General features: G+C 70.5%; 11 protein-coding genes. 5 read left to right on the forward strand and 6 right to left on the reverse strand.

Annotated features, from left to right (window positions below):
- Positions 1 to 166: 166 nt before the first annotated feature.
- Complete coding sequence (locus Ato02nite_RS07005) at positions 167 to 3,442, reverse strand: hypothetical protein (RefSeq protein WP_213005588.1); 3,276 nt, start codon at positions 3,440 to 3,442, stop codon at positions 167 to 169.
- Between the two features lie 332 nt (positions 3,443 to 3,774).
- Between Ato02nite_RS07005 and Ato02nite_RS07010 the strand changes: the two genes are divergently transcribed.
- Positions 3,775 to 4,779, forward strand: a complete 1,005-nt coding sequence (locus Ato02nite_RS07010; RefSeq protein WP_213005562.1) for a metallophosphoesterase family protein — start codon at positions 3,775 to 3,777, stop codon at positions 4,777 to 4,779.
- Between the two features lie 237 nt (positions 4,780 to 5,016).
- Here the strand turns inward: Ato02nite_RS07010 and Ato02nite_RS07015 are convergent, their stop codons facing one another.
- Positions 5,017 to 5,187 carry a hypothetical protein gene (locus Ato02nite_RS07015; protein WP_213005563.1) on the reverse strand — a complete coding sequence of 57 codons (171 nt, stop codon included), beginning with the start codon at positions 5,185 to 5,187 and terminating at the stop codon, positions 5,017 to 5,019.
- Here Ato02nite_RS07015 and Ato02nite_RS07020 point away from each other — a divergent pair.
- Positions 5,173 to 5,415 (forward strand): hypothetical protein, encoded by a 243-nt coding sequence (locus Ato02nite_RS07020; RefSeq protein ID WP_438873022.1) that lies wholly within the window; start codon positions 5,173 to 5,175, stop codon positions 5,413 to 5,415. The genes Ato02nite_RS07015 and Ato02nite_RS07020 overlap by 15 nt on opposite strands.
- Positions 5,416 to 5,417: 2 nt before the next feature.
- Positions 5,418 to 6,665 carry a DUF3500 domain-containing protein gene (locus tag Ato02nite_RS07025; protein WP_213005565.1) on the forward strand — a complete coding sequence of 416 codons (1,248 nt, stop codon included), beginning with the start codon at positions 5,418 to 5,420 and terminating at the stop codon, positions 6,663 to 6,665.
- A 95-nt stretch (positions 6,666 to 6,760) separates the two neighbouring features.
- Here the strand turns inward: Ato02nite_RS07025 and Ato02nite_RS07030 are convergent, their stop codons facing one another.
- Positions 6,761 to 10,258: a choice-of-anchor D domain-containing protein gene (locus tag Ato02nite_RS07030; protein WP_213005566.1), complete on the reverse strand. Its 3,498-nt coding sequence runs from the start codon at positions 10,256 to 10,258 to the stop codon at positions 6,761 to 6,763.
- Between the two features lie 172 nt (positions 10,259 to 10,430).
- Between Ato02nite_RS07030 and Ato02nite_RS07035 the strand changes: the two genes are divergently transcribed.
- Positions 10,431 to 10,985: a carboxymuconolactone decarboxylase family protein gene (locus Ato02nite_RS07035; RefSeq protein WP_213005567.1), complete on the forward strand. Its 555-nt coding sequence runs from the start codon at positions 10,431 to 10,433 to the stop codon at positions 10,983 to 10,985.
- A gap of 40 nt (positions 10,986 to 11,025) precedes the next feature.
- Here Ato02nite_RS07035 and Ato02nite_RS07040 read toward each other — a convergent pair whose 3' ends face one another.
- Entirely contained in the window at positions 11,026 to 11,493 is a 468-nt protein-coding gene (locus tag Ato02nite_RS07040) for a MaoC family dehydratase (protein WP_213005568.1), read from the reverse strand.
- 12 nt (positions 11,494 to 11,505) lie between these two features.
- Entirely contained in the window at positions 11,506 to 13,290 is a 1,785-nt protein-coding gene (locus tag Ato02nite_RS07045) for a Xaa-Pro dipeptidyl-peptidase (RefSeq protein WP_213005569.1), read from the reverse strand.
- Between the two features lie 80 nt (positions 13,291 to 13,370).
- Here Ato02nite_RS07045 and Ato02nite_RS07050 point away from each other — a divergent pair, with 80 nt between their 5' ends.
- Positions 13,371 to 13,748, forward strand: coding sequence for a DUF1304 domain-containing protein (locus Ato02nite_RS07050; RefSeq protein ID WP_213005570.1), 378 nt, complete (start codon positions 13,371 to 13,373; stop codon positions 13,746 to 13,748).
- A gap of 19 nt (positions 13,749 to 13,767) precedes the next feature.
- On the opposite strand, the gene Ato02nite_RS07055 is transcribed toward Ato02nite_RS07050, so the two are convergent.
- Positions 13,768 to 14,442, reverse strand: coding sequence for a FadR/GntR family transcriptional regulator (locus tag Ato02nite_RS07055; RefSeq protein WP_213005571.1), 675 nt, complete (start codon positions 14,440 to 14,442; stop codon positions 13,768 to 13,770).
- Between the last annotated feature and the right edge of the window lie 4 nt (positions 14,443 to 14,446).

Genomic DNA, 14,446 nt, shown 5'->3' on the forward strand with positions numbered 1-14,446 from the left:
GAGCACGCATGGTTGGCTTCTTCCAGCAGGTCGGCCAGCACCATCAGAGCATGGTTGATCATCTTGGGAACGGCGTCGATGCCTGCCCCCTGCGCGGCCTGCAACGATGACCAGTCGAAGCCTGAGTCGTACCACCGCCTGGTTGCTGTTTCCGCGCCGGTGGTGTTCAGGTCATGTCGATGGCGTAGGCCTCTTCGCGCACGTCGAGGTCCGGGTGCCGGCGGAGCGCGATCAACTGGTCTCGCCATGGCGCCTTCCAGCCAAACCCGGCGCCGTGCCGTACCAGCGCGACCGCGAACAATCCGCCGGCCAGGTCCCCCCGGGCGGCCAGGCGCGTGAGGGCCCCGGCGAGGATCTCCGGGTCAGGCCACTCGTGCAGGCTTCGCAGGCGTGCACCGACGTACTCCGCGGCGCGGGTGGCGAGTACGGGCCGACCCGCACAGAGGTCGGCGACTTCGTCGAGGTTGGTCAGCCGGCCCACCTCGACCAGCAACCGGACCGCGGTCGCTGGGAAGCCGGGCCGACCGGCGAGCCACCGCGCCGACTCGGCCAGGCCGGCCCGGCCTGTATCGGCCGGACGCCGGCCGGACAGAGTCATCGCGCCGAGGGCAAGGAGTTCGATGCGGCGCCGGGCCGGGCGGTCCGCGGTCGGCTCGCCGGGACGGTCGTCATCCACGTCGCGTTCCACGAGCCGGGCCAGAGCTGCGCCGAGCGTCGTGTCGCCGCCGGCCTCCAGCAGGTTGGCGACCTCCATGCGGGACATTGTCTCGCCGAGGTCGGTGAGCCGGTCCACGACCAGGCCGGCGAGGCCGGCCAGCCACGGTGACCAGCCGCGGAGCTGGGCGAACGCGGCGCGGCGGACCTCTCGGTCAGTAGCGTGGCAGGCATCCACGATGAGGGCGCCGTATCCGCTACGGTGCCGTTCCGGGATCGTGTACGGGTGCGCGCTGAGCACCGCGCGGCGTTCTTCCCGGCTGCCGGCGATCGCGGTCCGCAGGATGGTCCAGCTCGTGTCGGCCTGCAGCCGTTGCCGGGCGGCGGAGACGATCGCCGCGCGTAGGTCGCGGTGCGCGTCCGGGTTCGTGTACGCCTCGAGCAGCAAACCCATTACCGATGGTGGCCCGTAGCGGCCGAGCAGCCGGGCTGCTTCCTTCCGGCTGGTGATTTTCGCCGGCCCGGTCAGTACGGCGCCGAGCACCTCGGTCAGCCGGGACGGTGGGACATAGCGGGCCGCCCGGCCGGCTGAGTACAGCGCGACCCGCGCCCGGTCTCCGCCGGCGTAGCGCAGCAGCACCGGCAGTGCCTCATCCGGCCGGTCCGTCCAGGCCAGCGCGCCGAGCGCCGCCTCGGCGATCGGCACCTCGGTGGCGTCGAGGTGCCGCAGCACCAGCGCGTGGCCGGCCGCGCCGGGCACGGCGGCAGCGGCCCGGATCGCCGCTGCGCGCCGCCAGACCTCCTGGTGGGGGTCGGTGATGATGAGATCCTGCAGCTCCACGAACCGGGCCTGCTGGCGCGGCAGCCAGCGCTCGGCCCGAACCGCCCGGGCCGGCACCCAGCGCGTCCCCGGTTCCACGAACCGGCCGCGCGGGGTCTGCTCCAGTACCCGGTCGAGCAGGTCGGTGCGGGATGCGCAAAGGATCGTCCATACCGGCGGGACGGTCACCGCCGTCGCGTCGGCCCCGAGGACCTCCGCGACCCGGGCTGACCGGGTCCGCGGGTCGTCGAGCCACAGTGTGATGGCGGTGCGGGCCACCCAGGACAGTGTCTTCGGGCCGATCGCCCGGTGCAGCAGGCTCTGCAGCGCGGGGAGCTGCCAGGCCCGTTTGCCCAGCGCGTGGGTGAGCGCGAACAGCGGGCCGTACCGGCCGCGATCGATGCCGGCCTCGACCCAGCCGCGCAGCCGGTCGAAGACCATCGCCTCCTGCCCGCGGCGCAGCACCGCGTCGAAACGGCGCAGCACCGGCTCGTTCGCTCCGGTGCTCACCAGGTCGATGGTCAGCAGCGCCCAGTCCCGTAGCGGGGGCACGTCGACGTGGTGCTGCAGCACGTCGGCGGCGAGGCTGCTCAGCGCGGTCGTGGTGGCGGCGGATGCGTCCCGGGCGTCCACCGCGTCGGTGGTCAGCTGGGTGAGCCCGGCGGCGGTATCCGCGGAGAGCAGCGGTGTCACCTTGGCCAGCGCGGTGAGCGCTGCCGCGCGTACCGGATCCTGCTCGTTACGCAGCCGGCCCAACCGGGCGATCACCTGCGCAACCACTCGGGGGTCGCGCGCCCGGCGGGCGGCCTGCACCAGCAGCACGTAGCCGGCCGCCCGCTCCTCGGCGTCCCCTGAGGCCAGCGCGACCTCCAGCGCCGCAGACGCGTCCGGCCAGGCCAGGTACGCGCTCCAGGCGAGCACCTGGGCCTCCCGCTCGCGGACTTTCGCCAGCTCCAGCACCCGGGTCGCCTCGCGGATCCGGACAGTGGCCGGCAGGACCTCCATGATCTCGGTGGCCGGAATCAGCGACGTCGTGTCGGCCTCGGCGACGGCCTGGTCGTACAGCCGGCCGCGGCGGGCCGGGGCGACCGCGTCGAGCAGCGCCGCCAACGCCCGGCTGTGCTCCCGGATCCGCACAGCGAGCAGCACCAGTTCGTCGTCGGGCAGCGCCGGGAAGCGACGCAGCAAGGCCGGCGGCAGCATGGTCCGCCGCAACCACGCGGCGCGGCCGGGCGCGGTGAGCAGGCGGATGACGCGACTCGCGTCATGTGCTGCGAGAATTCCGTACGCGCTGAGCGAACCGGGCAACGACTCCGCCGGCGCGTACCGTTCGAGCAGGTCCAGCGCCTGCGCCGGATCGCAGCGCAGCACCGCGCCACCGACCTCGCCCCAAATCCGGCCACGCGCCTGGGCCGAAGCCGCCGCCAGTCGCTCCCGGACCCGATCGAGCAGCGGGCCGGAATGCCACCGGACGAGCCGCTCCGCATCTAGCGCGTGCTCGAGGTCGGGCAGCAATGCCCGTACCGTATCGGCGCCGCAGGCCGGCAGCAGCGCGGCCGCCTCCTCATCGCCGAACGCGGCCCGGACCTCGATGATCAGGACGTCCGCGACGGCCGGCGAATGCCGGCGGCGCAGCACCCGATAGACCTGCCGCCGCTCCGCCACCGGACGATCGACAAGATCGCCGACAGGGATACCGGCCCGCACCGCCGCGCCCAGCGCGGCCCCTCTGATCGACGGCTGCGCATCGCGCATCGCGGCGGCGATACCGTCGCGGTCCTGGGTCACCATCGCCGCGACCAGCGCAAGACGCCGCTCGTAAGGCCCCTGATCTCGAAGATCAGCACAAACCCGAGCACGATCGGCATCCGTACGCGCCCACGCCGCGAGGCCACTCATTCGCTCGCCGTACGGCAGCGGATCAAGCGATGTCAGCAGGGCACGGGTCGCGGCGAGCACGGCGTTCATTGTGCCCGCACGCACCCCCGAACGAGATCGAATTTCGTTTCGCTCGACAGCCTCAGGCGCACGTTCACGAGATACCTCGGCGAAGACGAAACGGCTCGGCCATCTCCCGCTGCGTTGTGTATTCGGCCTGGACTGGAGAACGCAGAACGTGCGTGACCGGACCAGCAACGGCACGGCCCGAGCATCTGCGAGCCACACCTCGGTGGTGACGCACGTGCGCACCTGTAGCCCTTTTCGGCCGCACGCCTTGCGAGCCGAACGGGCTCCGGCCTGCGCCGCGGAATGCGGATAATCTTTTGCGCACGCCGCCGCACATGCCTAGCGTCGGCCAGGTGCGACGCACCGTCATCATCGGCGACATTCATGGCTGCTTCGACGAACTCGCCCAACTCCTCGACCGGGTCGACCTGCGGCCGGACGATCTGCTGGTCGGCGCGGGGGATCTCGTCGACCGTGGTCCCGCGCCCGGTGAGGTGATCCGGTTGTTCCGGGAGCGTCCGAACTCAATCGCGGTGATGGGTAATCACGAGCGTAAACACGTGCGCGGGATCTTTTCGTACGCCCAGGAGATCACCCGCCTGCAGCTCGGCGACACCTACGCCGAGGCGGTCGACTGGATGCGGACACTCCCCTACTACGTCGAGACCGCCGACGTCCGGGTGGTGCACGCCGCGATGCTGTCCGGGATCCCCCTGGCCGAGCAGAAGCAGGAGATCCTCTGCGGTACGACCAGCGGCGAGAAGGAACTCGCAGCGATGTTCCCGGACGGCTGGTGGGCCGACCACTACACCGACACCAAGCCGGTCGTCTTCGGCCACCACGTGACCGGCCCGGACCCACTGATCCGCGACCGGCGGATCTTCGGCCTGGACACCGGTGCCTGCCACGGCGGGAACTTGACCGCGCTGTGCCTGCCCGGCTTCACCATCCACCAGGTTCCGGCCCGCGCCGACCATTGGTCGATCGTCAAACGCGAATGGCAGCTACCGGTCCTGAAGACCCGGCCGTGGCTCAACTACACCTGGGCCGAACTGGCGCAGGCAACCAGCCAGTACGCCCGCAACGCTGACGCCGCCGTCCGGGCGTGGCTGAACAGGCTGGACGAGTGGGCCGCGGACCTGCGCAATCTCCTTCCCGCACTGGTCGCCGAGGCGAACCGTGTCGCCGGCCGACTCACCACTGACCAGATGCAACAGCATCCCGCCGCCCCCGTGCTCTTCCAAGCCCGCAGCGGCCGGCTCGACCAGGCCGGCCTCGCCCGCAAGTGCCCCACACCGCGCCGAACCATCGACCTGGCCAACGCGTTCGGGCACGTCGCCCCGGAACTGCCCGACTGACTGACTCGCCGAGACCTGTTGCGGATGGGTGCGCCGGAGTTCCTCAGGTGGTTCGGACGGGCCCCGGACAGATGCTCTGCGCCCCGAGGCGGGCTAAGGATGACCAAGGCCTGGGCTCGGGGGAAGCGGCGGGCCCGGCATGATGCCAGGCCCGCCGTGTCCGTTACGCCGCGGGGCGGTAACCGGCCGGGCGGCTGGTGACGGTGCCACGGCCGTGGGTGCGGCTGCATAGCTGTGTCACGTAGCCGAACAGTTCGGCCACCGCATCACCGCCGTGATCGCCCGGCTGGTGGAGCCGGTCACCTGCGCGCGGCGAGCGGACAGGTCACCGACGAGATCGCTGGCGAGGGCGGCGGCGGTGTCGCCCTCGCGCTCGCCGCCACCCGGCGGGTCATCGCCGCCCGCCACGCGTGGCTGTCTCCCCTGCCACCGGAAGGAGCGAGCGTCATCGTGCACGGCGATCCCGGCCGGGCCGCCGACCTCGCCCGCACCCAGCACATCGACGCCCCGGCCCTGCACCGGGCCGGACTCGTCGACACGATCGTGCCCGACGGCGAGCCCGGATTCGTGCACCGGGCACTCGCCGCTCTGGCCTCGGCGCTGGCCGGCACCGTCCCCCAACCGACAAGGATCTGAGCATGGCGGCCGCATTCCGCGAATTCCTTTTCCCGGAGAACCATCCGCGCCTGGCCGGCGTGCGGGGTCTCGACCCGTACGCCTATCGGGACAAGCCCGCCGAACCCGGAACCTTCACCGGGAATCTCGTCGAGGGCCGGCGGCCGCTCTATCTCAACCCGTTCACCGGCATCACCGATAACGGCGAGCTCCGGCCCGGCCTGCACCGGCTCACACCCGCCGCCGCCGGGGAACGTGCGCCGGTGGCCGCGATGGTCGCGGCCGCACGAGACCTGCTCGGCAGCCTGGACCCGCAGGCCCGCGCACGGATCGCCTACCCGGTCGACGCACCACAGTGGCAGACCTGGGCCAACCCCGAGTTCATGCAGTTCGACACCGGACTGCGCTTGGAATTCCAGCCCATGGACGTACGGGACAAGGCGCTCGCCCTGATACGCGCCTCACTCTCGCCCGAGGGTTACCGGCTCACCCGCGCCATGATGCTGATCAACGGATTCCTCGGGGAGGTGGTCGGGCTTCCCACCATTCTCAACGAATACAGCTACCACATCGCCGTCTACGGCGAGCCCGACGAACACGCGCCATGGGGATGGCAGCTGTTCGGACACCACTGCGCTCTCAACTGTCTGATCGTCGAAGGGCGAATGGTCCTCTCACCGGTCTTCCTGGGCGCCGAACCCGACGAGATCGACGAAGGCCCGCACGCCGGCCTGGCGCGTCCCTTCGCCGACCGCATCGGGTTCGGCATCCAGCTGATGGCCTCCCTGCCGGACGAGCTGCGGCGCCAGGCCATCGTGTACGAGCGGATGGTGGACCCGGCCATGCCGCCCGGCCGCGTCCACGCCGGCGACGAACGGCACCTCGGCGGCGCGTTCCAGGACAACCGGACGATCCGCTGCGAAGGCGTACGCGTCGCCGAGATGCCTGCCGACGCGCAACGGCTCGCCCTGGCCATCGCCGAGGACTTCGCCAAGCTCCTGCCGGTTGGTCCCCGCGCGGCGCGCATGCGCGAGATCCGGCAGCACCTGGACGAGACATGGTTCAGCTGGATCGGCGGCTGGTCCGACGGGCAGGTCTTCTACTACCGCATGCAGTCGCCGGTCCTGATCGCCGAACTCGACCACCACTGCGGCGTCTTCCTGAACTACGACAGCCCGAAGCCGTTCCACATACACACCGTGCTGCACACCCCGCACGGCAACGACTACGGCCGCGCCTGGATCCGGCAGTGGCGCGATGCCCGCCACTGAGCTGGTGAAACGATGGTGGGCGAGGCTGGGATCGAACCAGTGACCTCTCCGGTGTCAGCGGAGAGGTCACTGATGTTGTCCGCCGACTGCCTAGGTCAGCTGTTCCAGATCTGGAAGCCGGAGATCTGGCCCGCCGGCCAGCCCGTGTTCGCGGTGACGTTCAGGCGGAAGTAGCGCTGCGTCGTCGCCGTGAAGGTGATCGTCACCGCGTTGCCCGCGGACGGGGTGAAGTTGTAGGCGGCCGACGCCTTCACCGTCGTCCAGTTCGTGCCGTCGGTGCTGGCCTGCAGCGACAGCGTTTCGGTGCGGGCGCCCCAGGCCGCCGGGATCTGCAGTACCGCTCGGCCGGCGCTCTGCGCCGAACCCAGGTCGACCTGCACCCACTGCGGGAACGCGTTGTTGGCGCTCTCCCAGTAGGTGTTCTGGTCGGCGTCGGTCACGTTGCCCGAACCGTAGACGTCGGCGTGGCTGGATTCGCTGGTCGGCTTGCCGGCGGCCAGGTTGGTGCTGGTGGTGCCGGCCCCGGTGCCGGTGAGGGCGACGGTGGCGCCGCCGATGGTCAGGGCGCCGGTTCGGGTTCCGGAGGCGGTCGGGCGGAAGGTCACGGTGGCCGTGCAGGAGGCGCCGGCCGCCAGGGACGTGCCGCAGTTGTTCGACTGGGCGTAGTCGCCGGTGATCGCGGCCGTCAACGAGGTGGCGGCGGCGGTGCCACTGTTGGTCACCGTTACCGCCTGGCCGCTGCTCGTCGTGTTCAGCGCCTGCGTGCCGAAGGTGAGCGTGGAGGGTGTCGCCGCCACGGCTGGGCCACCGCTGCCGCCGCCGCTGGGGTAGACCTCGAACTCCGCTATCTGGCCGGCCGGCCAGCCCGAGTTGGCGGTGATGCTGACCCGGACGTAGCGGGCGCTGGTGCCGGGGACGGTGATCGACGCCGTGTTGCCGGTGGCCGGGTTGAACGTGTAGCTCGCCGAGGCGACCGCGGTGCCGAAGGTGGAGCCGTCGGTGCTGGTCTGGACGGACAGTGTCTGGGTGCGGGTGGCCCAGGCGGTGGCCGGCGGCAGCTTCAGGGTGACCTTGCCGACGCTGTACGCGGCGCCCAGGTCGACCTGCAGCCACTGCGGGAAGGCGTTGTTGTTGCTCTCCCAGTAGGTGTTGGCGTCGCCGTCCGTCGATACGCCGGCGGCCTGGGTGGCGTTGACCTGGCTGCTGGCGGTAGCGGGCCGGCCGGCCGCGACGTTGGTGGTCGAGCCGACGCCATTGCCGGTGAGCGCGACCGTGACGCTGCCGGCGGTGAGGGTGCCGGTTCGCGTTCCGGACGTGGTCGGGCGGAAGGTCACCGTGACCGCGCAGGAGGCGCCCACCGCGATCGAGGAGCAGTTGTTGGTCTGCGTGAAGTCACCGGTCGCGGTCACGCCGGAGATGGTCGCGGCCGTGGTGCCGCTGTTGGAGATGGTGACCGTCTGAGTGGCCGAGGCGGCGCCCACCACGGTGCCGGCGAAGGTCAGCGACGACGGTGATGCGGTCAGGATCGGGCCGGGGGCCACGCCGGTGCCGGAGAGCGGGATCGTGTTGGTGATGCCGGCCGCGGTGACCGTCAGGTTGCCGGTGCGGGAGCCGGTCGCGGTGGGTGCGAAGCGGACGGTCACGGCACACGAGCCGCCGGCCGCGATGGACGAACCGCAGGTGTTGGTCTGCGCGAAGTCGCCGGTGAGAGAGACGGCGGAGACCGGGGCGGCGGCCGAGCCCGAGTTGGTCACGGTCACCGTCTGGGCGGCGCTGGTCGAGCCGGTAGCGACGGTCCCGAAGCCGAGCGTCGACGGGCTGATCGAGATCAGCGAGCCATTATCCGGGAGATAAGGGGGAAATGTCGGATTTGTTACCTGAGTGCAGGCGGTAGACCCGAAAATCCCGGAATTGCCGCCGCCGTCGGTAAGCGTGAAGCCGACGCCACAGTTGTAGACCGCGGCCGGGCCCAGGGTACCCGTGGCGGTGCTGTTGGAGATCGTCGCCGAGCCGCCGACCTGCTCCTGAACGACGTACGAGCCGGTGTTCTGAATGGTTGCGTTGTTGATCTTAACGTTCGAGATCTGCGAGCCGGACACGAACTGGATCGCCTCGAACGGGCTCTGCTGGATCAGGATGTTGTCGACGTTGGTGAGGCCGGTCATCGCGCCGTCGCGGGCGTCGAACCAGAGCGCGCCGACGCCGAACTGCCAGTTCGGGTCGAGCCCGCCGGACCGGATGATGGTGTTGCGCAGCACGTCGGTGCGGCCCAGCGTGGTGGAGGCGAACCGCTGCGCGACGTGGATGCCGCCACCCTGGGTGAGGCCGGAGTCGATCACCCGGTTGTCGGTGACGAAGTTGTCGTGACCGCCGTAGATGGCGATGCCGTTGGCGAGGATCGGGTATTGCACGGTGTTGTGGTCGAACGAGTTGTTCGCGTCGGCCACCGACTCGGCCCAGGTCGCCAGGGCGTCGTCACCGGTGTTGCGGATGTCCGAGTTGGTGACCTTCGAGTTGGTCACGCCCTTGTGGAAGTTGACGCCGTCGGCCGTGACGTTGCGGATCCGCAGGCCGGAGAAGACCAGGTTGTCCATCGGCCCGTCCATCCACGCGCCGACCTTGAGGTGCTCGATCCACAGCCGGTCGACGGTCGAGTTGCTCATCGCCCCGCCGACCGCGTTGACCTGGGCGGAGTCGTTACGCTCCTGCACATCACCGAAGATCGCGAAGTCGGCCAGGTGCACGTTGGTGCTCGGGTTGGGCGCGTCGTTGCCGTAGAAGCCGGGCGCGGCGCCGACCACCGTCGAGTACCAGGTACCGGCCCCCTTGATCGTCACGTTGTTGACGGCGATGTGACCGGGGATCTTGAAGGTTCCGGAGGGGATCCACACCGTCCCGCCGGCGCCGGCCGCCTGGATGGCCGAGTTGAACGCGGCCGTCGAGTCGGCCGCACCGGTCGCGTCCGCGCCGCGCGAGGTCACCGACACCGAACCGGCCGGCTGCGACAGCGCGCCGGCCACCGATTCGAAATCGGCGAAATCGATGGTGTACGACGAGGCGGAGTTGCCGGCGTCGACCTGCAGCCGGAACTTGGTGCCGGCCGGATAGGTGGTCGGGAACAGCCGGTGCGCCTCGTCGTAGAAGTGGTGGGCGTTGCCACCCGGCGAGTTCGTGAACGGATAACTGCCGTAGTACCAGCTGTACGCGTTGGTCAGACTGAAGTCGGTGGACTTCGTACCGTTGACGTAGAAGCTCAGCGGCGCGGTGTAGACCGAGCCACCGCCGGTGTCCGGGATGCTGTAACGGAACACGATCGAGTTGGTGGCGACCGGGGTGGTGAACTCGACATACTTCCCGGCGCCCTGGAGAGTGACCGCTTTGCGGTAGGACGCCTCGGCAGCGAGCGTGTTGTAGGCCGCGGACGGGCCGATCAGGGTGCCGTTCGTTGTAGAACTCTCCGCCTGCACTTCTACATAGGGCAGGGTGGCGCCACTGCCTCCGGTGGCGGCGGCCTGCGCGGGGGCGGCGTAGAAGAGCGTCGTGCCGAGCAGGGCGGCGCCGGTGAGTGCGGCGCCGAGCCTTCTTCTGGACATGTGCGTGCTCGCTTTCGAAGCGACCGGGGACGAAGCGACCGGGGGACGGTGCGACCGGGGATGTCGCGGCGGGGATTGCTGAGGATCTATCGGGCAACGTAACCTCTGCGACACAGCCACGCAATATTGGAACAGAACTTTGCAAGACTTGGATCGAAGACAGGAAAACTGCATGGCGCACATCGATCTCGGGGTGGACGAGTCCCGCTCCCCCGGCATCCAGGGCCTTCTGCAATACCGGCCGGAGACCGCGAAGCCGCTGATGGAACTGGCCGAGGTGCTACTGCGCGGCCCGCACACCCTCAGCCCCGGCGAGCGCGAACTGATCGCCGCCTACGTGTCCGGTCTCAACGAGTGCACCTATTGCGCCGGCTCGCACTCGGCGTTCGCGGCGGCGCAGCTGCCCGAAGGTGCGCGGCTGGTCGAGGAGGTGCGGGCAAACCCCGCGACGGCGGCACTCTCCGGAAAGATGCGTGCGCTTTTGGCCGTGGCCGAGGCCGTACGCCGGGACGGCCGCGACGTGACCACCGAGTTGGTCACCGCCGCCCGCACCGAAGGCGCCACCGACCTGGAGATCCACGACACCGTGCTGATCGCGGCCGCGTTCAGCATGTTCAACCGGTACGTCGACGGCCTGGCCACCCTGGCCCCCGACGACCCGGCCGCCTACCAGCACGGCGTCCACCGCATCGTGACGTCCGGCTACCTCAGCCGCCCGGCGGGCTAGACCGGGGCTAGACCGGGGCTAGACCGGGGCTAGACCGGGGCTAGACCGCGCGCCGGAGCAGCATGTTGACGGCGACCAGGGACAGCACCACCTGGTCGTCCTGATTGAACAGCTCGCCGCGGGTCTGCACGACGCCGCGGTCCGGCTTCGAGCGGGACGGCCGCGCCGATACAACGGTCACCCGCAGGCGCAGCCGATCGCCCGCGCGCACCGGCGCCGGCCAGCGCAGCTCGTCCACCCCCGGCGAGGCCAGGCTGGCCACCCGGGACAGGTAGTGGTCGGCGAACATCCGCATGAAAATCGCCGCGGTGTGCCACCCGCTGGCGATGAGCCCGCCGAACGGTCCGGCCGCCGCGAACGCCGCGTCGACGTGGATCGGCTGCGGATCGAACTGCCGGGCGAACGCCAGCATCTCGGCCTCGTCGACGACCACGTGCCCGAACTCGTGGACCGAGCCGGGCACGTAGTCCTCGAAATACCGTTCGTCGATCCCTACCGCGAAGTCCATGCACCGAGCATCTCAGGCCAGCGGCAGGACCACGCTCGACTGGGCCGGGCGGACGCCGACAACAGTGCCGGCCGGGTAGCGGAGGGTGTGATCGCGGTCGGTGGAGATGACCACCAGGCCGATGCGGTGGCCCGCGGCGAACACGTGGTCCTCGGGCTGCAGGCTCCACCGGAAGGTGTCCGGCTGACCGGCTCTGATCGGCGTCGTGATCGCCGGCGAGAAGCGGTTGCGCACGTCCAGCCAACCCCGGGTGACGATCTCGTAGGGGGTCGAGGCCACCACGTGCTCCCGCCGGGCGAAGCAGCCCGGGTCGCCGGTGATGCCGGGGCCGATGCAGTCCAGCTGATCCGGCAGGGTGCGGGTGCCGGCCCAGCGGTCGGCGGTGCCGTAGTCGACCAGCATCGCGGTCAGATACGGCGACTTCCCGGCCAGGTCGGCCCGCAGGGTCACCTTCACGGTGCCGGAAAGACGCGTTGCACGCGTCAGGGCCGGTCCGAGATAGATCAGCCGGTTCGGATCGGTCGCGGTCTCGTCGGCGGCCAGTTCCTCGGGCGTACGGGCGGGAGCGTCCACGAAGGTCTGCCGTGGACCCTTACCGAGCGTCGTGGTGACGGAGCGGGCGGCCCGGATCGGCCAGGCCGACGCCGTACGCCATTGGTTGGGTGCGGTTTCGACGTCGGCGACCGGATCGCGCATGATGCCGGTGTCGATGCGGTAGAGCCAGAAGTCGAACCACCGGTGCAGCGTCTCCAGCCACACGTCCCGGCGCACGTTGAACGGGTCGGCGTGCGCGGCCTGGTGCAGCCAGATCTTCTTCGGCACCCGCAGCGCGTTCCACCACTGCCCGAACTGCTGGGTGCGCACGTTGTCGTCGTGCAGCCCGTGCACCACGAACACGCTGGCCCGCACCTTGCCGGCGTCGGGCACGTAGTTCCGTTCGGCCCAGAAGGCGTTGTAGTCCCCGGACTCCCGGTCCTGGTCCTTCTCCAGTTGCGCCATCACATCGGCGCACACCTCAGGATGGGAACGGGTCAGCACCGCCTTGGCCAGCACGTCGGTGTCCTCACCCTGGAAGCCACCCGGCGCGACCACCCCGCCGTTGGCGCGGTAGTAGTCGTACCAGCTGGAGATCGCCGCGATCGGCACGATCGTCTCCAGGCCGCGCACGCCGGTGGCGGCGACCGCGTTAGGCAGGGTGCCGTTGTAGGAGACCCCGATCATTCCGGTACGCCCGGTGGACCACCCGGCATCGACCGCCGCCCCGGACTCGTCGAAGCCGGGCGCCCGCCCGTTGAGCCAGTCGATCACGGCCTTCATGCCGAGGGTCTCGTTGCGTCCGCCCGAGGTGGGACAGCCGTCCGAGCCACCGGTGCCGAGACTGTCGGCGAAGACGACCGCGTAGCCGCGCGGCACGAAGTAGTTGTCCAGGTACCCGCTGAACGTGATGGTCTCGGCGGCCCGGTTCAGTCCGGCGCCACCGCGCAGGGCAGCCCCGTCCCGGTCGACGTCGTCGTGGTTGGGCACGTCGTTGAGGCCGGCGTAGTACGGGCTGGCCTGGAAGATCACCGGCACCCGCGTGGTCGTGGCGGGCCGGATGATGCGGACCGCGACCCGGTCGGGTTTCCCGTCGGCGTCGCTGTCCACCGGGGTCTGCACCCAAACACGTTCACGAACGGCCTGGGTGTAGTCGTATTCGGGCTGGGTGGGGCCTTTCGCAGCCGCGGTGGCGGGTGCGACGGCCGCCGCGGAAGCGGTGAGGGCACACAGGGTGACGGCCATCAGCCGTATCAGTCGCATCGCCCGACCTTATCGGTGGATATCGATGATCGTGGTCCCGTCCACCGGCCCGCGACGCCGGTCCGGCAGAATCCCCGATCATGAATGCAGTCGGCCAGGTCTTCGCCCTGATAGCGGCACTGATCCACATCTACATCTTCGTCCTGGAGGCGGTGCTGTTCCCCCGCCCGGCCGGCCACAAGACCTTCGGCGTGCCCGAATCGGACGTCCCCGCGGTCCGCCCGTGGGCCTTCAACCAGGGCTTCTACAACCTCTTCCTGGCCATCGTCACCGTCGTCGGCCTGATCCTGCTGCACACCGGCACCGCCCAGGGCGGCCGCGCGCTGGTGGTCGCCGGCTGCGGCAGCATGATCGCCGCCGCCCTGGTCCTGCTGGCCACCAACCGCCGGATGATCCGCGCCGCCGCGGTCCAGGGCGCGGCCCCACTGATCGCGATCGTCCTGCTGATCGTCGCCTGACCAGGAGTGGCCGCCCGCGTCACGGTGCGCTCAGCCATCTCTTCATGGCGAGCAGGTGGGTGCGGCTCAGGTCGGCCGCGGCCCGGCCGTCCCCGTCGGCGATCGCGGTCAGCACCCGGGCGTGCACATCGTGGTCGGCATCGCCGCCGAAGCCGCCGCGCAGGCGCAGCATGTCGATCATCGAGGCGCGGCTGCGCGGGGTGAAGCCGTCGAACAGCTCGGTGAGGATCGGGTTGTGCGCGGCGACCACGACCGCGCGGTGGAACACGGTGTCGGCGTCGACGTGCTCCTCGATGTTCGCCCGCCGCTCGCCGCGGAGGTCCAGCGCCCGCCGGATCGCCCGCAGCTCGGCCGGGGTGCGGCGCTCGGCGGCCAGCGCGGCCGCCTCCACCTCGATCGCGATGCGCGCCTCGACCACCGTGACGATGTCGGCCCGGCGCAGGACCGCGTCCCAGTCCTCGGGTGCGTCGAGCGCGGTGACGAACACCCCCGCGCCCTGCCGGGAGGCGAGCACCCCACGGCCGGCGAGCTGCCGGATCGCCTCGCGCACGGTGGACCGGCCCACTCCCAGCTGCGGCGCGAGCGTGGTCTCGCCGGGCAGTTTCGCGCCGAGGCTCCACTCCCCCGCCCGGATGCGTTCCAGCAGCAGGCGGGCGGCCTGATCGGCGAGCGGCTCCCGGCGGACCTGGTCCATCCCA

The sequence above is a fragment of the Paractinoplanes toevensis genome (assembly GCF_018332695.1).
Lineage (GTDB): Bacteria > Actinomycetota > Actinomycetes > Mycobacteriales > Micromonosporaceae > Actinoplanes > Actinoplanes toevensis.

What these genes read in the sequence shown, in the direction of transcription:
- Ato02nite_RS07005 (WP_213005588.1), bottom strand. Translation starts at nt 3,442, where the DNA reads ATGAACGCCGTGCTCGCCGCGACCCGTGCCCTGCTGACATCGCTTGAT.
- Ato02nite_RS07025 (WP_213005565.1), top strand. Translation starts at nt 5,418, where the DNA reads ATGGCGGCCGCATTCCGCGAATTCCTTTTCCCGGAGAACCATCCGCGC.
- Ato02nite_RS07030 (WP_213005566.1), bottom strand. Translation starts at nt 10,258, where the DNA reads ATGTCCAGAAGAAGGCTCGGCGCCGCACTCACCGGCGCCGCCCTGCTC.
- Ato02nite_RS07035 (WP_213005567.1), top strand. Translation starts at nt 10,431, where the DNA reads ATGGCGCACATCGATCTCGGGGTGGACGAGTCCCGCTCCCCCGGCATC.
- Ato02nite_RS07040 (WP_213005568.1), bottom strand. Translation starts at nt 11,493, where the DNA reads ATGGACTTCGCGGTAGGGATCGACGAACGGTATTTCGAGGACTACGTG.
- Ato02nite_RS07045 (WP_213005569.1), bottom strand. Translation starts at nt 13,290, where the DNA reads ATGCGACTGATACGGCTGATGGCCGTCACCCTGTGTGCCCTCACCGCT.
- Ato02nite_RS07050 (WP_213005570.1), top strand. Translation starts at nt 13,371, where the DNA reads ATGAATGCAGTCGGCCAGGTCTTCGCCCTGATAGCGGCACTGATCCAC.
- Ato02nite_RS07055 (WP_213005571.1), bottom strand. Translation starts at nt 14,442, where the DNA reads ATGGACCAGGTCCGCCGGGAGCCGCTCGCCGATCAGGCCGCCCGCCTG.